Origin of the sequence: Micromonospora sp. NPDC048839, from assembly GCF_040649915.1 — a bacterium.
In the GTDB taxonomy this organism is placed as follows: domain Bacteria; phylum Actinomycetota; class Actinomycetes; order Mycobacteriales; family Micromonosporaceae; genus Micromonospora.
In genome coordinates, this window is sequence record NZ_JBEZGL010000018.1 from 1 (window position 1) to 18,589 (window position 18,589).

Here is an 18,589-nt window from a genome sequence, read left to right on the forward strand (position 1 = left end):
GTGGTCTGTGACGCGGCCAGGATCTTGTCCCAGGTTCCATCGCGCTGCCAACGACGGAACAGGCCGTAGAGCGTCTGCCATGGTCCGTACTCGGCCGGGACGTCACGCCAGGGCGACCCGATCCGGATCCGCCACCTGATCCCGTCGATGAGCTGCCGTTTCTCCCACTTCGGCGGACGACCCTTCGCCGACGCGGCAGGCAGCAGTGCGGCGAGCCGCTGCCACTGAGCGTCGGTCAGGTCGTGCCGCCTCGTCACCGCTAAGGTGGCCACGAGGTCTCCGGTATGAAGTTCTTGCTTGGTCGCAGAACCAAATACCGGAGACCTCTTCAGTTGTCGATCACCGCCACGCCGGGACCTTCATCGGCCACCACGACTTCTGAAACACGCCTTAGGCCGGTCCAGCCGCCTGGATTCGGGCGGCGAACGGACGGATCCCGGGCAGCATTCCCCCTCGATCGCGGGCAAGGAGGTCAGCGGTCAGATCCTGCGCCCAAGGCCGATACCGCACCTCTTGGGGGGCCGTCGCCTCGGCCTCCTGCAACGCCACCCACGCCTCCGCGGCCCGGCCGCGACCCATCCATGCCTGCGCGACGTCTTCCCAGTAGCGGGCCCGACGCTCAGGTGTCGTGAACAGTTCGATCCGCACTCGGGAAGCATGATCGACGGCTGCGCCGAAGTCGCCGAGCGCCCGTGCGATTCCCGACCAGTACAGCTCAAGATCGTTCGATCCAAATCCGGACGCCGTGCCGGAAGCCAACGCATCTCCTGCCTCCGCAGCCAGTGTCCACGCATCGTCGCGTCGGTCTGCGCGAGCAGCGGTGTAGGCGGCCGTCGCCAGCATCGACGCGTACAGGGACACATCCCTGCCGGCTTTCAAACGGGTGTGCTCCCGGAGGTGAGCCGCAGCCTGAATGACCATTCGCTGCGACTCATCGTGGTGGCCCGATCGGCGCAACACCACGGCGGCCGTCCGGTATGTCTCCGCGAGCACGTGGAGGTCGTCGCACGCTCGCGCCGCCTGCACCGCCCGGACCGCCATCGACCACGCCACGCCAGGATCGTGCAATTTCACGCTGAGGCGCGTCGCCAGACCATAAACCTCCGCGAGCACTGTCTGCACTGAGCCCGCCCGGTCGGCCGGTGCCGCGTCACGGGTCGCCTCGGCGGCGCGCAGCAACTCCGGCAGTTGTCGTGCGAGCTGCTGATAGCGGACCCCGTGGAAGTTGGCGGACGCTTGCGACACCGCCGCTCGCAGGGCGTCGATGGTGACGGGTGCCGTGCCTGGGGCGGCGGGCTCAAACAGCAGCCGGTAACGACCAGCTACGGCTGCCGATCCGGTTGCCGGCGCGGACGCGCCCAGCACGACACCGCCGAGCGTCCCGGTCACCAACGTCCGTCTCCGCATGTCGCTGTCCTCTCTCTCACCGCTCAGGGCTAGCAGCCGACCCTGCGAGAGCGACCGCCTCGTCTAACGCCCCCAGCAGACGCGGCGCTGGGCCTCCGCTGCGCCACGGGTTGGGGTAGACGGGCCGGCCGCAGTGCACGGACTCCGCTAGCCGGGGGCAGCCCTACCCTTTCACCTCCCGGAGCCTTCGGACCTCAGGCCCGGCGGTGTCGCCAGGTGTTGCCTCGGAACTGGCGCCAGGCGATACGACGCCGAGCTTGTACGAGCTTTATCCCTCGTCGCCGCAGGAGGTGGCAGACCATGGATACCGCTCCTTCTGCTGGCCGACAACGGCGTTGGCCAGCAGCGCCCCTATCCGGACCGTCGGGTGTGGCGTTCAGCGCTGCAGCGGCCGGGCACGGACCCCCCCCACGCCCGGCCGCCACTTTGCAACGACTGCGAGGCCGGTCCGTCCTGCAAGGGAAGGACCGCCCTCCTGGTGGGGAGGATCGGGGTGATTCCGGCAGGTTGAACGGGCACCACCCGGGCAGGTTCTTCGGGCACCACTTGCCGTCATAGATGATCGACGGCTGTTGATGGTTAGGTTCTCTGGGCACCACCCGACGTGCCTTCTGGATCGGCACCTCGTCGAGCATCATCGCGGTTCCCTGCCCGACCTCCATCGAGCCGATACCCTGGCGCGTGTGAGTAATCAGGGCCTGCGCGACACCGGCGTGGTGAGGACCTGGCACCCCGAACAGGGGTGGGGAACTGTCGCCCTCGATCACGTTGACTTGACGGTCTGGGTGCACTACAGCCACATCGTCGCAGGGCCGACCGAGTACCGGAGCCTGACGCCGGGTCAGCAGGTGCGATGCCACTACGAAGTCCCGGGCCAGGACGGTTACCCTGCTCGGGCGGTCGAGGTCACCATCCTCTGAACCGCGGCAGCCGGCGTAACGCGTCGGCAGCGGTGTCGAGAACTACCTGTCGATCAAGAGTGTGTGGCCCTCAAGATGGTGCCGAGCTCACATGTCGATCTTCGGCACCGGCGGGCTGAGATGCATCGGGCGTACGCCACAGCTGGTGCCTGAAGAACCTGCCCAAGTGGTACCGAATCAAGGTGTCGGAATCAATCGGGGGCTGCGGGCGATGACCTCACGCTCGGGCAGCGGCTCTCCGGGCTCGAGGCTATCCAGGGGTGCGGTGGCGGGCTATCAGCAATATTCGCGTGCACTGCGGCGCTGGCCCAGGAAGCCGAAGTCATCGCGCCAGCCCTGTCTCCCTGACGAGCGATACAGGCCCCTCCCGTTGTCGGAGGGGCCTGTATCGCCGTCGTGGGACTGCCGTGTTGCTGAGGGGGACGTGAACTATGCCGCTTTTCGGTGCTTGCGGGGAACGAGTTTGGTGGCGGCCTCGGCGGTGGAGCGCTTGAGTTCCTGCAGGACGGACGTGTAGGTGTCGGCGGTGAGTTTGTAGTTGGCGTGGCCGAGGGTGTCTTGGATTTCCTTGATGCTGGCGCCGGCGGCGAGCATGAGAGTCGCGGCGGTGTGCCGAAGGTCGTGGAACCTGACGGGCGGCAGACCGCTTGCGGCGAGGTGACGATCGAAGCGGTCAGTGATCAGCTCGGGATGCCAAGGTCGGCCGTCGCGGCGGACGAAAAAAATATCACTATTGTGCCACTTCGCCCCGGCGGTGAGTTTCCATGTAGCGCGTCGAGCGAGGTAGGCCCGCAGTACGTTGACGGTGTCGTCGGCGAGCGGTACGGCACGGTCGCCGGCGGCGGACTTCACTTCCTTCGTAATGATCTTGTAGCCGACGCTGGTGCGTTGTTCGGTGATGGTGATCTCACCGTTGCCAAGGTCGACGTCGTAGTTGTGCAGGCCTGCGAGTTCGCCTCGGCGGGGGCCCCGGTGAACGGCGAGGTCGAACAGTGCGGACAGTTCGGGATCGGCGCTCTCGACGTAGTCCAAGAACTCGCCGGCCTGGGCGGGCGTCCAGACCATGACGGCGCTGGGGCGGCGCCCGGTTTGCCGCCAGCGGTTGACGGCAGAGGCGGTCCACAGCCGTGGCTTGGGCGCGGCGCCGGACTTGAGGTGAACCGACTCGGCGGGGTTGTTCTCGACGAGTTGGTGGCGGTAGAGGCGCCGGGCGTCGTTGAGTGCCTTGCGCAGGGTTGCCAGGATGCGATGCATGCTGGCCGGGCCGACGGTGCGTACACCCTTGACCGTGTCTCGGACCGCCTTGTCGGTGCTGGCCTTTAGCGCGAGGATTTCGGCGTTGCGCTCTTCGATAGCGACGAAGACGGTTTGGATGTGTCCGGGGGTGAGCGTGTTCAGCGGTACGTGGCCGATCTTCGGCTTCCAGTAGTTGGTGATGTGATCTCGGTAGCTGCGCAGGGTGGCCGGTGCGAGCCCCGTGCGGTTGGCGAACCAGGTGTCGAGGTACACGCCGAGGGTGATGGCCTTGCCGGCAGCGGTTTCGCCGGTGTGGATTCGGTGGGTGATGGTGTCGCGCTCGGGGAGTGCCTCGCCGGCTTTGAGGCTGTGCAGGAGGTCGGCGATGTGTTGGCGCATCAGCGCGTTGGTGCCGGCGAGGTCGAGCAGCGCGCGGGCGTTGTCGCGTTCGCTGGCTGCATGCTCGCGGTTGGTGAAGCCGGAGCGGCGTAGTTGCCGGCGCTTGTTGCCGGCGTCGGTGGGCAGTTCGAGTTGGTATGCCCAATTGCCGTGGTGGGGGTTCCAGCCGTCGCCGCGGCGCAGCTTGGGGCACTTCGCTCCGAGCCGCTTGCCGTCCTTGCGGCAGCCGCACTGCTTGGTGATCGAGCCGTCGGCCATGGAAGGTGCCTCCCTCGAACGGGGATGCCGCCGGTGGCAGCATCGGATTATCGGGCGTCGCGCGTGGTTGATCGACGCTCGTCACGGCGCAACGGTCAAGTCGCCGGCGGTCGGCGGTTGGGGTGGGTGGCGGTGAGGACGGCGATGATCGCGGTCACGGATACCCGGTAGCGGGAGCCGATTTTGATGACCGGCACCGGCAGAGTGTCGGCTTGCGCCATGGCATAGGCGGTGGAGCGGGGCAGTCCGAAGATCTGCCCGACGGTGGCGATGTCGGTGACGGTGCCGAGCGCTCGGATTTGATCGATGGTCCAGTTGAGGTGATCGGGGGTCGACGGGCTGGCTGGTGAGGGCTGGGAAGTCATCGTGGTGTGCCTTTCATGAGGCGATCAGTTGCCGGTGGGGGTGGAGCCGGTTGCCCTCTGTGGGGGTGCCGGACTTGGTGAGGTGCGATCACTCGAAAGTGCGGGCCGTCGGCGGTCAGCCTTAAGGCAGGCTCGCGTATGGAGAGATAGCTCCGCTTCCGCACCCAGTTGACGGTGAGCTGCTGTGTGCAGGTGACCGTCCTTAGGCTGCCGCGAAAGCAGCTCTGCGCGTCGCCGCCGCTGGGCGGTGGTGCGAGCGCGGTCGCGGTCCTGCGCGGTGAGGGCGACGCCGATCAGGACGATTGGGGCGACGCGTAGATGCGCTTCCCGCTGATCCGGGGATGCGGCAGGTCGCCGACGATCCGCGGCGTGGTGATCGCCTTAACGACCGGACGGTCGGCCGCCTGCGGTAGGGGCTGCGGGGCTTGCAGAAATCCGATGTGTAGATCAATGAGAGCGGTGACGAGCGCCTCTGCGGCAGCCCGCGCTGGCCGCGTGACCGGCTTCAAGCGCCTGTCTGTGGGCGCGCTGTGAAGCTGGTGGCGGGCGGCGTAGCCGGGTTAGTGCGGCCGGTGGGGCGGTTAGGTTGTCATCGCCAGGACGTGGTGGGTCATCTCGGTCCAAGCGACGCCGAGCGCGTTGGGATGGTCGTCGAAGCAGAGCGCGAGACAATGTCCGCCAGAGCCGTCGATGAAGGCGTAGGTGACCGTTGGTTGGCGCGCCGCCGCTTGATGGGTCTCTATGACGAGGCTCCACCGGTCGCCGTGGAGTACGACCGCAGCGGGTTCGCCGCGCAGGTTCCGACCTACACGTATAGCAGCGGGCGTCGGTGCGGCGACGAGTTGTAAGGCCTCGTCGATGATCGTGGTTATCCGGGGGATTTCGTCGACCGGTGCGGTCAGGGCGAGAACTGGGAAAAGGCTCGGCCGGCCGGTCCGGGCGGCAACGGTCAGCCCGGTGGCGAGTTGGTCCGCTACCCGCCGTCGGTGTCGTTGGGTGACCGTGAGGGTGGGGAGGTTGATCGTCGCCGGTCGTACGGTGATGACCGGCCAGCTGAGGTTGTCCCGTTGCCGCGGGTTGCGCCACGCGCGCCGCGCCGATGGTCCGGTCGTGGGCGGCGGGTTGTCGGGTGGGTCGGTCTTAGACATTTCTCGTCCTTCGTGAGCATCGTGGTGTCGGGGTCCGGCTCCACAGCCGATGTCGACGCGAAGTCGGTCGTTACCTAGGCGCCCCTGTTGGCGGCTTCGAGGTCGGGCTCTGTGCATGTCCGGTGCTGTGGCTGCTGCAAGCCGCGTAGGTGCTTTGCACCCACAGGCCGCGCGGCGAGAACACGCCGCGCTAGCCGCCGACGAGTGGAACCGACAGAGATCAAGGGTGAAAACGGACATTCCTTCGATAGTGGGGATGGGTTGTGTTGGCAGCAGCAGCGGGTGGGCGCCCGACGTAACTCGATGGGCGCCCACCCTGGGTGGATGGCTTCGGCGTGAGGTGACCGGGGGCGTCAGCGCGGCGGTTGCCAGCGGAGGCGGGCAATGTGGTCGACGCCGTGGTCGCTGCGGGGTCGGGCAGCGCGGGACCAGCCGGGCGTAGGCGGCCGGGCGGCGACAACGCGCCACCCGGCCGCCCGCAGGCTGGCCCCGGACTCGCCCTGCTGGGTGTAGGTGACCAACCGTCGGTAGCCGAGCGCTTTCGCGGCTCGCCAGGCGGCGCCGTAGAGCATGCTGCAGCCGTTCGGGACGGTGTCGGCGACGGCGACGCGGGTGACTTCGAGGGTGTGGCCGTCGTCGAGCATCCGCGCGACGGGCCGGCCGACCACCGCCACCCCGACGAGAACGTCGTCCTGGGCGACGCCGAGGGAGAACTTGTGTCCTCGGGGCGGGCGGTGGTGGCGATGCCAGTCGGTGATGAACTGGCCGGCCTGAGCGAAGGTGACCGGCACGAGGCGCAGGCTCATGTCGTGTCCTGCGCCAAATGTGGACGTAATCGGGTGATGGCCTCGTGGTGGAACTGCTCGGCGATGTCGATGCCGAGGTAGCGCCGGCCGAGGTGCATCGCGGCAAGGCCGGTGGTGCTGGCGCCGGAGAACGGGTCGAGGACCACGCCGCCGGCTGGGCAGCCGGCGGCGATCGCCCGTAGTGGCAGGTCGATGGGGAACGGCGCGATGTGGGAGCCGCGGTAGGGGCGGGTGGCGATGCGCCACACGTCACCGGGGTTGCGGCCCCTGACGTGTGCGGAGGTGTGGGCGTGCCCGAGCGGTTTGAGGTTGCCCGCCGAGGCGCGTGGCTCGGCGGTGTTGGTGGCGGCGTACTTGCCGCCGTAGGCGGTGGCGCCTCGGCGACGGGCGGTCGCCCCGATCCCGCCGGTGGCGCCCTTGCGGGCGCCGCCGATGACTCGGCTGCCGTCGGCCGCCGCTGGGTGTGCCAGCGGTATCCGGATGGGGTCGAGGTCGAAAAAATAGGTGGGTGATGGAGTGAGCAGGAACAGCAGTTCGTAGGTGGTGGAGAGGCGGTCGCGGACGGACTCGGGCATCGGGTTGGTCTTGGACCAGATGATCGCGTTGCGCAGCCACCAGCCGTCGGCTTGCAGCGCGAACGCGACCCGCCAGGGCACACCGATGAGGTTCTTCGCCGCAAGGGTGTCCTGCGCGCGGCGGCGCGCCGGTCGTCGGCCTCCTGGCTGTGGCCGGCCTGCTTGGGGTGCGCCGCCGGAGGCGCTGCTGTAGCTGTCGCCGAGGTTGAGCCAGCAGGTGCCGGTGGGTGTGAGCACCCTGCGCACTTGGCGGAATACGTCGACCAGCCGGTCTATGTATTTGCCGAGGGTGGGTTCGAGCCCGTACTGCGGATCGGACCATCGGGCGGGGCATCGCCGGCAGGTAGCGCCGTCGACCCGACGGCTTGCGTCGTGCGGGCAGTCGGAGTTGCCGCCGCTCCAGCGGCCGGTGCCGTAGTCGCGCAGCCCCCAGAACGGGGGTGAGGTGACGACGCAGTCGACGGACGCCTCGGACATGGCGGTCAGCACCTGCCGGGTGTCGCCGAGGTAGAGGGTGACTGGCCCTTCCTGGTGGTACTGGTATTCAGCCAGACCCACCGGGCGATGATCTTCTGTCATGACGGTGCCTGCCAGCGGTGCGGGCACAGCAGCAGCCGCAGCGCGGCTGCTGCCTGCTGGGGGACGACGCCGTTACCCAAGACCCGCAGCGCGAGGGTGCGCGGCAAGCCCAGCGTGGGGTCGGTGACGTGGCCCTGGTTGAGGCCCATCAGCCATTCCACGAACGGTGGGGCGAGCACGGGCTTGCCGTGCTGCCCGGCCTGGGTCGGTTCCGGTGCGCCTCGGCCGAGTAGCAGCTCCCACCGGGCGATGGCGGCGGCGTAACCGCCCCACCGGTGCTCGTCGAGGTCGCCGAGGCCGGCGACGGTGGTGCGCAGGTCCGCCCCGCCGTCGCCGTGGCGTCCCGGGCCGCGCCCGTCGGACGCGCGAGGTGTGGGCAGGGTGCGGGTGGGTACCCGCACCGCCGCCGACGGCAGGGTGAGATCGCCATGCGAGCCGCGCTGCCCCGGGCAACCTTTCGCTCCGTCGGTGGCCCTGGGGGTGGGCAGCAGCACCTGCGACAGCGGGGGCCCGAACCCGGCCCCCGCCTTACGTCCGGGGGTGCCGGTGTCGCTGGCCCTCGGGGTGGGCAGCAGCCGGGTGGCATCGATCAGCGTCCGGCCCTGATGCTCGATCGGCGTGACGCGGCCGGCGGTGACGTTGGCCGAGGATCGGCTGTCCGCCACCGCCACCGTCGGCATGAGCTGCCCGGCGACGCCAGCCAGGCTCGGCCGGCGGCTCGCCCCGGCGGACGGGGACTTGTTCGACCCGTATGCCACCGCGGTGGGGGTGGGCAGCAGGCCGTGGGTGGAGCCGGACGGTTCGATCAGGTCGGGTAGCCCGTACTGGTGCCCGGGGCCCTTTCCGTCACGGGCGCACGGTGTCGGCAACGTCCGCACCCCCTCGGTGAGGTTCTGCGGGTGTGGCCAGCAGGAACAGTCGGTCGCGGCGGTGCGCGGCGCCGATGTCGGATGCGCGTAGGCACGTCCAGCTCGTGTCGTACCCGAGCGTGGCCAGGTCGGCTTCGACGACGTCGAAGCCGCGCCGGAGGAGCGCGGCGACGTTCTCCACGAAAACGAGCGGCGGGCGAAGGTGGCGAACGGCGTCGGCGACAGCGCTCCACAGGCTGGAGTGCGCACCGGTGATGCCGGCTCGCTTGCCCGCGTTGGAGATGTCCTGGCAGGGGAAGCCGGCGGTGAGGATGTCGACGGGTGCGACGGTGCTCCAGTCGACGGCACGGATGTCGCCGAGGTTCGGGACGCCGGGCCAGTGGTGGGCGCAGACGCTTGCGGCGTGTCGGTCGGTCTCGGCGTACCAGGTGAGCTGGCCGCCGAGCACCAGCTCGACGGCCATGTCGAGGCCGCCGTAGCCGGTGCACAGCGATCCGAGGCGGGGTGGGAGGTGCCGGTCAATCGCGCACCTCCCGCCCCGGCGCGACCGATGAGTCGGGCGTTGGCTCGGTGGCCGTGTCTGGGTGGGGACAGGTCCACGGCCCGCACCCCGGCACATCCGTCTGCGCCTCAGTCCTGGGGCGGAGGGTGACCTGGTCGAGGGGGACGCGCTGGCGGTGCAGAAAGAACTGCCCCCGCAAAGGCTGCCCGGCGGCGTTGGCCCGCGCCGACCCGTGGCGGATCGCCGCGTCGAACGCCACCGCGTCGACCCATCCGGTGGGGTCGTCATGGCGCAACCGCACCCACTCCGCGTCGGTGCGGAACGGGCATCCCACGCACGCGCTGCGCGGGGTGTCCGCCCACCCGTGCGCGGCGAGGTAGGCGAGGCAGTCCTTGCGCCGCCAGCCGAGATCGAGCAGCGGGAAGACGTTGCGCATGTAGGCGACGTCGGCGTCACGGGCCCGGCCGATCTCGTCCAGGCTTATTCCGATTGCCATCTCGGCGATCACACCGGCGGGGACCCGGGCGGGGTGCGGGTAGCCGAGGCGACGCCGCACCTCCACCTTGATCGGTTTGATCTTGTACTCGCCCGTGCACTGGCGGCGTGCCATGCCCCGCTCGCCGTTGGGTCCCAGGGTGAACAGGGGCATTGAGGCGAAGCGGTGGTCCGGATCGAGGGCGTCGCGGCGGATGTCACCCGCCGCGACCCGGACGACCGGAATCCCCGATCGGGTGGCCAGCTGCTCCAGTCGGCGCAGATGTGCGTAGACCGCGGCCGGTTCCCAGCCGGTGTTAGCGAAGATCGCCGCGTCGAACGTGGGGACCTGGCCGTGCGCCGCGAGCAGCAGCAGGGTGGAGCTCTGCACGCCGGCGCCGAGGCTCAGGTATCGGTGGGTGGGTGCGTTCACGCGATCACCCCGCCCTCGGGGGTGTTGAGGATTGGTGAACCCGGGTCGCCGCCCGGCTGGCGGAAGATCAGCACGTCCTCGTGCGTGATCAGGTGCAGTGGGGTGCCGCCGGCGCGGGCCTTGCGCACGGCTTGGAGTTGGAAGAACGACGGCCGGGCGACGAGCTGCCCGTCGCGTACCGCCGCGAGTAGCGCGACGCACCGTTCGGTGGGAACGAGGCCGGCGCGGACGCCGGCGGCGATCACGGCGCTGGGCAGGTCGACCAGTTGCCGGTGCTTGCGCCACGGCCGGGCAGTAACCACGACGGTGCCGCCGGGCCGCAGCAGGTCCGCGCAGCCGCGCAGGATCTGCTCGAACCCGTCGGCGAGGCCGGTGAGGTCGCGGTAGGCGAGGTTCCCGCGGTCGGCGCCGTCGTTGTAGGCGTTGTCGAACTTCGCCACCCCGTCCTCGCCGGGTCGGACCAGACCGTGCACGGTCGGCCCGTACGGCGGCGAGGTGACCACGAGTGCGACCTGTCCCGCCAGAGCGGCGGGCAGGAGGGTGGACAGGCGGGTGGCGTCGCCGCGGACCACCGACGCCCGGCCGGTCGCGCCGTGGTGGTGGGCGTGGGTGATGTTGGCGTCGGCGATGTTGGACCAACGCGGCTCGTACTCCACGCCGATGGCGTCGCGGCCGGCGTGGATGGCCTCGACGAGGGTGGTGCCGATCCCGCACATCGGGTCGAGGACGAGGTCCCCGGGGCGGGTGTAGGCGTGTACAGCGTGGGCGGCGATGGCCGGGAGCATTCGGGCCGGGTGTTTGACCGACTCGGGCACGTACCGGCCGCGGCGCTGCACCGGTCCGGTCCGCTGGGCGGTCGCCCACACCGACAGACCTTCCGGCTGCGCAGGGTGGCGCTGAGTGCTGTCGCCCAGTGTGGAGTCCTGGGTCGGCTCCTGCGACTCGGCGGGAGAAGCGGTGTGGTCAGCCACGGCTCTCACCGCCGCCGTGGCGCTGCTCGCGCGCCTTGTTCGCGGGCGAGAACACCAGCAGGTCCGCGTGGACCCGCACGTGCGCCACCCAGTGCGGATGGGTCAGGGTGAGCAGTTCCTCGTCGGTGACGTGGTAGACGAACGCGTCGCCGTCGGTGTCGGCACCGACGGCGACGATGTGCTGCAGGTAGCCCAGGCCCACCTGCGCGGCGGCGGTGGCCACCGGGGTGAAGTCCTCCGGGCCGCCGGCTGCGGCGGTGGGGACGGTGACGACCAGGACGAGGCAGCCGCCGGGGCGCAGCAGCTGTGCGCACTCGCTCAGCAGCCACGCCAGCCGGACCCGGTTGGTGGTGCCGTCGGGGTCCAGCGGCCAGCAGGCCACGACCAGGCTCGTCGCCTCGCCGAGGGAGGTGAGACCGTCTGTTGCGGTGGTGCGATCGGTGGGCGGTTGCCCGTCGGTGAGGTCGTCGCCGAACCAGGCGGTCATGTCCGGAAGGCCGTCGCCGTCGCCGTCGTCGTCGAGGGCGGCGGGATCGGGTCGTGCCGGCGGGGTGGCTGGTCCGATGATCAGGTTGGACGCGTCGGTGAACCAGCCCGGGTGGTGTCGCCGGCCGCCCGCGGCGCACACGGCGCTCAGGTCGTGATCGGCGGTGAGGTCGACCACGACCTCGCCGGGGCGGGTGTAGGCGGCGACGAGCCGGTAGGCCAGGCGGGTGCCGAGGCTACGCCCGGCGTCGGCCAGGTCGTGGGCGGTGCGCCACACGGTGACAGGCACCGGCGGGTCACCGGCGACCACGTCGATCAGGGTCGGGTCGACCACGCGCGGGTCGACGGGGTGGATAGGGTGCTGGTGGTGCTGCGACGTGTGCTCGCTCATGTGGTGTCGGCTCCACGCCGCGCATGCAGTGCGCTGACACTTGTAAACCCGCGCCTGTGTGCTCTGGCGAACGCCTGTCAAACTCACAGCCGCTCACAACACGACAGCGACCGTGCTGCGCGCCGCCGGCCGATACCTCACCGCCCACCGCACAGAAGCCCCGTGAACGGTTGACTCGGCAGCGAGGCACACGACAGCACAGCAGCACCGCGTCACGCCTGACCATCGACTGCCGGCGATGACGCGAGCCGATGACAAACTGTCCGCAGCGCGCTGATGCGAACCGTGGTGACAGCCCTAAAGCCGTCCTTGTCTTGTCCCGGCAAAGTGGCCGGGGCCGACGCGCCGCAGCGTCACAGGCGGCTTCATCGCCCGCCGGCGACGGCGTGGCCGCGACCACGTCCGGCGCCGCGCCGTTGCCTGCCGTGCGCACGTGTGACCGATGTCAACGTCCTGCTCACAAGGACCTGCGGACAAAATGTCAACGACAAAGCTCTATGCCAGGATGACCGCCTGCCATGGGACGGTGTCATCGCCGACAGTCGCGGCGCCGCCGCGGCAACCTGTTGGTCGCAGGCGTTGTCAGTCTGTCCAGGGGCATCGAAAGCGATCGTTGACATTGTCACTGTGGCAGAGGGGCGCCGGCCGCGGCGGCGGCCCCCGCAAGATGGCCTTGATGACACGCCCAGCGCGCGGTCGTCATGTCACCTCGGCCACAGCCGCGTCCTTGCCGGACAGGATTGTGGGGACCCGCGCCGACGTCGTTCGGACGACACCCGAACGTGTCGATGACTCCGTCGTCGTACACACGTCTCGGGAGGCCGCTGTGAGCGACTGTGAGCCGCTGTGAGCGGCACGACGGACCACTGTGAGTGGCTGTGAGTGGCTGTGAGCGGCATGACGGGCCACTGTGAGCGGCTGTGAGCGGCATGACGGGCCGCTGTGAGAAGCGCCGTGGAACCGGGCCGGCGTGGGTTGGATTGTCGCTCACAGCCCTGGTCAGCGGCTCGCGCGACAACGAGCGCCACTGCCGAAGGCGGTGCCGAGGCGCAGCCACCCGCGCCGTGGTGAGGGGCACCTCTGACAGCGGCATAAGCGCGCTGACCTGCGCTGTGAGCGTCTGTGAGCCACGCATGGCGTAATCGGTTGCTCAGACGCCGCCCCGATCGGCGGCGACACCGAGATCGACTCCGAGGAGTGGCAATCATGAGCACGACTTCCACGCAGTGGCCGCAGTCCCCGCTGGACGCCGCCGAGGTGGCGTTCACGGCGTTGACCTGCGACCCCGAGCCCTTGTCGATCGACCTCGACCAGTTCGGCCCGGACGTCGGCCTACCGGCGGGTGTCATGACGGTGCTGGCGGTGCGCGACTGGCTGCTGGCGCATCGCACGTCCTTCGAGGCGCGCGACGCGGTGTGGGCCGAGATGATCCGCCGGGCCCGCCTGGACGGGCCGCAGTGGGTCATTGGCGCGGTCGGCATGGCCCTGCCGGCGCTGCGCCGCTACACCCGGCAGCTGTGCAAGGGCTACCCCGGCGACCCCGACGACATCGAGGCGGAGGTCCTCTCCGGGTTCCTGGTAGCGCTGCGCGATCACGTGGATCTCGCCCGGCCCGCCCCGTACGCCGGGCTGTGCCGCGCCGGCTGGCGCGCCGGGTTCAAGCTGCGCCAGCAGGCTGCGGAGGTCATCCCGGTCGAGGACGTCGAGCACGTCATCGGCCCGCGCACCCCGCAGATTCCCTACGGTCATCCCGACGTGCTGATCAACCGCGCCGTGCGGCTCGGCATCCTCGACGCCGACGACGAGCAGTCCTACATCGACGTGCGGCTCGGCCGGCGGGCGATCGAACCGATCGCCGCCCTGCGGGCCCTGAGCACCGATGCCCTGCGGATGCGCCTGGGGCGCATCGACACCCGCATCGCCGAAGCCCTCGCCTCGGGCCTACTCACCGGGACGGCATCCCCACAGGCCGCCAAGGCCCTCGCCGCACAGGCTGAACGACGCAGCAAACTGCGTGCTGCCAGCCGCCGCCCTGCCCGTCAGGACACGAGCCAGGCGGCAGCCGCCGCCTGAGACCCGCCCCGCACGCGTTCTCGCGGCGCCCCACCGGATTCCCGGTGCGGGCGCCGCGGCCATGTCCACGCTGCGCCGACGGCATCCCCCGGGCAGGGCTTAAGAACCTGTCGCGGGAACGCCTCCACCCAATGAAGCGCCGGGGAAGAAGCACCGGCGCCCAGATCATCTCGACTCAGAGAACCGGCCTTCCGAGCAGAAATCGACAAAGTGCAGGTCAGGCGCGAGAAGACCTGCTGTGTGTGAGCGGCTGTGAGTCCTTGTGAGTCGCTGTGAGAACGACAGGCGTTCGCCAGAGCACACAGGCGGCGGTTTACAAGTGCGAGACCACTTCACCCGCCACGCGGCGGGCACGACGGTCCCGCCCGCCGCCAGAGGGCCGGGCCCACACCGGGCCGCCCCACGCACCGGACGTCTCCGGGTGCCGCGCAATTTGGTGCGCTGACACCACACCGAACAGATCGCTACCCGACAAGGGAGGACGTGCTCCTCCCGGGGACGGTCGTGCTTCGAGGCGCTGTCCGCGCCCGCGCCCCTCTGGCGGCGGTCCACCCACCCGGACCGCCGACAACCGCCCCGCCCTCACCCGGCCGGGGCCGGAGGTGAACGCTCAATGTCCCGCACTCCGGCACGTCTTCGTGCCCTCACCCGCTCCCGCACCGCCCGTCAGGCCGGCCGCGTTGCCGCCGTGACCGGCGAGGTGCTGCTGTTTCTGTCCGTGCCCGCCGCCGCGTACGCCGACACCGGCGTGCCCGTGCTGGCGGCGAACTCCCTCCCGGTCGTCATCCTCAACCTGCAGATGTGGTTGATCGGCATCCTCGCGGCCGTCGCCACCTTGTTCCTCGTCCTGGCCGGCGTCTACTGGGCCACCGCCGGAGGTGACCCAGCGCAGGTTGACAAGGCCAAGAGCGCGCTGAAGAACGCCCTGATCGGCTACGGCCTCGCCGTGCTGGCTCCGATCCTGCTCGGGATCGTCCAGGGCATCGTCGGAGGCTGACGCCGCTATGGGAATGAGTTATCTGCTGGGCCAAATCCTCGACTGGATAGCCGCAGCGATCCTCGCGACCCTCGACGCGCTGCTCGGGGTGATCAGCAGCGCGCTGCTGATCACCCCGGACGTCACGGTCCTGCCGCAGGTGCAGGCCCTGACCGGCCGCTCGATCTGGGTCGTCGACACCGTCTTCGTCCTCGCGTTCGTCGCCGCCGGCGTGCTCACCATGACCGCCGGCGGCGGCGAAGCCTCCCAGTACACCGTCAAGGACCTCCTACCGCGGCTGATCGTCGGGTTCGTCGCCGCGCACTTCTCGCAGCTGTGGTGCCGCATGCTCATCGACCTCGCCAACGCCCTCACCGCAGCCCTGACCACCCCCGACGGGGACAGCGACGGCGCGTTGCGGGCGATCAAGACGCACATCAGCGCGGGGCAGGACAAGACCGCGGTGCTGCTGTTCGTGGTCTGCGTGGCGATCATCGCGGTGCTGCTCGCGTCCACCGCGTTCAGCGTGATCGTTCGCTTCGCGACGGTGCTGGTCCTGACGGCGTTCGCGCCGCTGGCGCTGGCGTGTCACGCGCTTCCGCAAACCGATCCGATCGCCCGACTGTGGTGGAAGGCCTACGCCGGGACCCTCGCGGTGCCGATCGTGCAGGGCTTCACCCTGTACGCCGGGCAGTGGATGCTCACCGACCCCGACAACCTGCTGCCCGTGCTCGGGCTACCGGTCGACCCGGGCGGGGTCATCAACCTGTTCGTCGTGATGGTCATGCTGTGGACCACCCTGCGGGTGCCCGCAATGATGAAAAGCTTCGTCTCCACCGGCAACGGCCGCGGCGCGAACATGATCGGCGCCGCGGTGCGGGTGGTCGTGGTGCAGCAAGCCACCCGCTCGATCCCCGGCCTCGGCCGCGGACTGCGGGCGGTACGCCGATGAGCGCCAACGACCGCACCGAGGCAGGCCGAGCGCGGATGCCATCGGACGTAGACGCCCCGGACAAGGTTTTGTATGGGCTGACCTTCCGTCAGCTGGCGATCCTCGCCGTCGCCGCCCTGGCCTTCTACGGCGCCTGGCGCGTCCTGCACCACCTCGTGCCGGTGCTGGTTCTCGTCGGCGCCGCCGTGGTCCTCGGCGGTCTCGTGTTCGGTGTCGCCGTCGGCCGCCGCGACGGCCTGCCGCTGGACGTGTGGCTGCTCGCCGCCGTCCGGCACGCGCGGGCACCGCGCGCGCTGTCGACGACGGACACGACGTCGACGACGCCGGACTGGGTCCAGGCACCGAAGAGCAGGGTGATGGTGCCGGCGCCGCTGAGGCTGCCCGCCGACGCGATCGACGACGAGGGGGAGATCCGCCTGGGCGGGGCGCGGGCGGCGATGGTCGCCGCGACCAGCGTCAACCTGGCGCTGCGGACCGCCGACGAGCAGGCCGCCTTGGTCGACACGTTCGGCCGCTGGCTCAACAGCCTGTCCACGCCGACGCAGATCGTGGTCTCGGCGCAACCGGTCGACCTGCACTCCGCCGCCACCACGCTGTCGAAGGCCGTGGGCTCGCTTGCGCACCCGGCGCTGGCAGACGCGGCGGCCGATCACGCCCGTTTCCTCGACGACCTCGCGACTCGACGCGATCCGCTGCGCCGACAGGTCCTCATCGTCACCCGCAGCACCGCGGGCGAACGAGGGGAGCATGCGGCGCGGCGGCGCGCCGACGACACCGTGCGGTCGCTGTCCGGCCTTGGCGTGACCACCCGTGCCCTGGACGGGACGGCGGTCACCGCGGCGATCGCCGCAGCGGCCGACCCGTACCGGCCGTCGCGCCCCGGCGGGCTCGCCGCCCCCGACGCCGTCATCACCGGCCCGGACACCCCACCCCGCCAGAAGAAGAAGGGACCCCGATGAGAACCCGCAACCGATCCCGCACGGACGCCGGCGGCGCCCGCCAGACCTCGTCGCTGGCGGGCGCCGTCGCGCCCGCCTCGGTCGAGGTGACCCCGCGGATGCTGCGAGTCGGTGACGGGTACGCCGCGACCCTCGTCGTCACCGGCTACCCCGCCGAGGTCGGCCACGCCTGGCTGGAGCCGCTGCTGTCCTGGCCTGGGCGCCTCGACCTGGCCCTGCACATCGACCCGCTGCCCGCACCGATCGCCGCAGCCCGGCTGCGCAACCAGCGCGCCCGCTTCGAGTCCAGCCGCCGCGCTGGCACCGAGGGCGGGAAGCTGCCCGACCCCTACGTCGAGGCGGCGGCCGAGGACGCCGCCGACCTCGCCCAGCGCCTGGCCCGCGGCGCGGCGAAACTGTTCCGCGTCGGGCTGTACCTGACCGTGCACGCCCGCACCGAGGACGAACTGCTGCAGGCCTGCGCGCAGGTGAAGGCCGCCGCCGCGTCCACGCTCATCGAGGTGCAGCCCGCGACCTGGCGGCACCTCGCCGGTTGGACCACCACCCTGCCCCTGGCGACGGACTCGCTGCAGATGCGCCGCACCATGGACACCCAAGCCCTCGCCGCCGCGTTCCCCCTCGCGTCGGCCGACCTGCCCGCGCCGCTGCCCGGCGACCCACCCGCCGAAGGCGGCGTGCTCTACGGGGTCAACCCCGACTCGCAGGGCATCGTGTGGTGGGACCGCTGGGCGCAGGAAAACCACAACTCCGTCGTCCTCGCGCGCTCGGGCGCCGGCAAGAGCTACTTCGTCAAGCTGGAGATCCTGCGCAACCTCTACCAGCAGGTGCAAGTCGCGGTCATCGACCCCGAAGACGAATACCTGCGCCTCGCCGACGCCGTCGGCGGCACAGTGGTGCGCCTCGGCGCTACCGGCGTGAAGATCAACCCCCTCGACCTGCCCGCCGGAGACACCCGACCCGACGTACTGACCCGCCGCGGGCTGTTCCTGCACACCTTCATCGCCGTCCTCCTCGGCCACCAACCGCCACCAACCGAACGCGCCGCCCTCGACCGGGCCATCCTCGCCGTCTACCGCCGAGCCGGCATCACCGCCGACCCCGCCAGTCATCACCGGCCCGCGCCGCTGCTGCGCGACCTCACCGCCTGCCTCGAAGACGACAGCGACCCGGCCGCCGGGCAGCTCGCCGCCCGCCTCGCACCGTGGGTGCACGGATCGTTCTCCCAACTGTTCGACGGCCCCTCCACCACCCGCCTCGACGGGCACCTGGTCGTGTGGTCACTGCGGCAACTGCCCGACGAACTGCGCACCGTCGGCACCCTCCTCGCCCTCGACGCGATCTGGCGGCAGGTCGACGCACCCGGCCGGTCAGCGACCAGGCGACTGGTCGTGGTGGACGAGGCGTGGCTGCTGATGCGCGACGGCGAAGGCGCCAAGTTTCTCTTCCGAATGTCGAAGGCTGCCCGTAAACGCCACGCCGGCCTGGCCGTGATTACTCAGGACGTCGCCGACGTCCTGGGCACCGACCTGGGCCAGGCCGTCGTCGCCAACGCCGCCACACAGGTGCTGCTCAAGCAGGCACCGCAGGCCATCGACGCCATCGGCGACGCGTTCGGCCTTACCGCCGGCGAGCGGCGGCTGCTGCTCGCCGCCCGCGTCGGCACCGGCCTGCTGATCTCCGGCACTAACCGCACCAGCTTCGAGGCGATCGCCTCCGATACCGAACACCAACTCGCCACCACCCGCCCCGGCGACCTGGCCGGCCTCGACGACGAAGAGGACCTGTGAACCTCACCGCCCACCTCGCCATC

General features: G+C 70.3%; 18 protein-coding genes. 6 read left to right on the plus strand and 12 right to left on the minus strand.

Annotation, left to right across the window (positions count from 1 at the left end; all coding sequences use genetic code 11):
- Positions 1 to 272: transposase (locus AB0C25_RS27590; RefSeq protein WP_357377098.1), on the minus strand; the 272-nt coding region annotated here is incomplete at its 3' end.
- Positions 273 to 390: 118 nt separating this feature from the next.
- Positions 391 to 1,389, minus strand: coding sequence for a hypothetical protein (locus AB0C25_RS27595; RefSeq protein ID WP_357310128.1), 999 nt, complete (start codon positions 1,387 to 1,389; stop codon positions 391 to 393).
- Positions 1,390 to 2,090: 701 nt separating this feature from the next.
- Here AB0C25_RS27595 and AB0C25_RS27600 point away from each other — a divergent pair.
- Positions 2,091 to 2,327: a cold shock domain-containing protein gene (locus tag AB0C25_RS27600; RefSeq protein ID WP_357310130.1), complete on the plus strand. Its 237-nt coding sequence runs from the start codon at positions 2,091 to 2,093 to the stop codon at positions 2,325 to 2,327.
- A gap of 429 nt (positions 2,328 to 2,756) precedes the next feature.
- Here the strand turns inward: AB0C25_RS27600 and AB0C25_RS27605 are convergent, their stop codons facing one another.
- The 10 genes from AB0C25_RS27605 to AB0C25_RS27650 form a co-directional block, all read right to left on the minus strand.
- Complete coding sequence (locus AB0C25_RS27605) at positions 2,757 to 4,220, minus strand: tyrosine-type recombinase/integrase (RefSeq protein ID WP_357310133.1); 1,464 nt, start codon at positions 4,218 to 4,220, stop codon at positions 2,757 to 2,759.
- A gap of 95 nt (positions 4,221 to 4,315) precedes the next feature.
- Entirely contained in the window at positions 4,316 to 4,585 is a 270-nt protein-coding gene (locus AB0C25_RS27610; RefSeq protein ID WP_203146399.1) for a helix-turn-helix domain-containing protein, read from the minus strand.
- Positions 4,586 to 5,166: 581 nt separating this feature from the next.
- Entirely contained in the window at positions 5,167 to 5,733 is a 567-nt protein-coding gene (locus AB0C25_RS27615; RefSeq protein WP_357310137.1) for a hypothetical protein, read from the minus strand.
- Between the two features lie 353 nt (positions 5,734 to 6,086).
- Positions 6,087 to 6,539: an XF1762 family protein gene (locus AB0C25_RS27620; protein WP_357310139.1), complete on the minus strand. Its 453-nt coding sequence runs from the start codon at positions 6,537 to 6,539 to the stop codon at positions 6,087 to 6,089.
- On the minus strand, positions 6,536 to 7,672 hold the full coding sequence (locus AB0C25_RS27625; protein ID WP_357310141.1) for a site-specific DNA-methyltransferase: 1,137 nt from the start codon (positions 7,670 to 7,672) through the stop codon (positions 6,536 to 6,538). The genes AB0C25_RS27620 and AB0C25_RS27625 overlap by 4 nt, the downstream gene beginning before the upstream one ends.
- A 17-nt stretch (positions 7,673 to 7,689) precedes the next feature.
- Positions 7,690 to 8,562 (minus strand): hypothetical protein, encoded by an 873-nt coding sequence (locus AB0C25_RS27630; RefSeq protein WP_357310143.1) that lies wholly within the window; start codon positions 8,560 to 8,562, stop codon positions 7,690 to 7,692.
- On the minus strand, positions 8,540 to 9,085 hold the full coding sequence (locus AB0C25_RS27635; protein ID WP_357310344.1) for a DNA cytosine methyltransferase: 546 nt from the start codon (positions 9,083 to 9,085) through the stop codon (positions 8,540 to 8,542). Before AB0C25_RS27635 ends, AB0C25_RS27630 begins: the two co-directional genes overlap by 23 nt.
- Positions 9,081 to 9,971 carry a hypothetical protein gene (locus AB0C25_RS27640; RefSeq protein WP_357310145.1) on the minus strand — a complete coding sequence of 297 codons (891 nt, stop codon included), beginning with the start codon at positions 9,969 to 9,971 and terminating at the stop codon, positions 9,081 to 9,083. Before AB0C25_RS27640 ends, AB0C25_RS27635 begins: the two co-directional genes overlap by 5 nt.
- Positions 9,968 to 10,885, minus strand: coding sequence for a DNA methyltransferase (locus tag AB0C25_RS27645; RefSeq protein WP_357310346.1), 918 nt, complete (start codon positions 10,883 to 10,885; stop codon positions 9,968 to 9,970). The genes AB0C25_RS27640 and AB0C25_RS27645 overlap by 4 nt, the downstream gene beginning before the upstream one ends.
- A 49-nt stretch (positions 10,886 to 10,934) precedes the next feature.
- A complete protein-coding gene (locus tag AB0C25_RS27650) occupies positions 10,935 to 11,819 on the minus strand; it encodes a hypothetical protein (protein WP_357310147.1) in 885 nt (294 codons plus the stop codon).
- A 1,206-nt stretch (positions 11,820 to 13,025) separates the two neighbouring features.
- Here AB0C25_RS27650 and AB0C25_RS27655 point away from each other — a divergent pair.
- The 5 genes from AB0C25_RS27655 to AB0C25_RS27675 all read left to right on the plus strand — a co-directional run bounded on the left by AB0C25_RS27655 (position 13,026) and on the right by AB0C25_RS27675 (position 18,566).
- Positions 13,026 to 13,892: a hypothetical protein gene (locus AB0C25_RS27655; protein ID WP_357310149.1), complete on the plus strand. Its 867-nt coding sequence runs from the start codon at positions 13,026 to 13,028 to the stop codon at positions 13,890 to 13,892.
- A 613-nt stretch (positions 13,893 to 14,505) separates the two neighbouring features.
- On the plus strand, positions 14,506 to 14,889 hold the full coding sequence (locus tag AB0C25_RS27660; protein ID WP_357310151.1) for a pilin: 384 nt from the start codon (positions 14,506 to 14,508) through the stop codon (positions 14,887 to 14,889).
- Positions 14,890 to 14,902: 13 nt separating this feature from the next.
- Positions 14,903 to 15,820 (plus strand): type IV secretion system protein, encoded by a 918-nt coding sequence (locus tag AB0C25_RS27665; protein ID WP_357310153.1) that lies wholly within the window; start codon positions 14,903 to 14,905, stop codon positions 15,818 to 15,820.
- A complete protein-coding gene (locus tag AB0C25_RS27670) occupies positions 15,817 to 16,779 on the plus strand; it encodes a PrgI family protein (RefSeq protein WP_357310156.1) in 963 nt (320 codons plus the stop codon). The genes AB0C25_RS27665 and AB0C25_RS27670 overlap by 4 nt, the downstream gene beginning before the upstream one ends.
- Entirely contained in the window at positions 16,776 to 18,566 is a 1,791-nt protein-coding gene (locus AB0C25_RS27675; RefSeq protein WP_357310158.1) for a DUF87 domain-containing protein, read from the plus strand. Before AB0C25_RS27670 ends, AB0C25_RS27675 begins: the two co-directional genes overlap by 4 nt.
- Positions 18,567 to 18,589 lie beyond the last annotated feature (23 nt).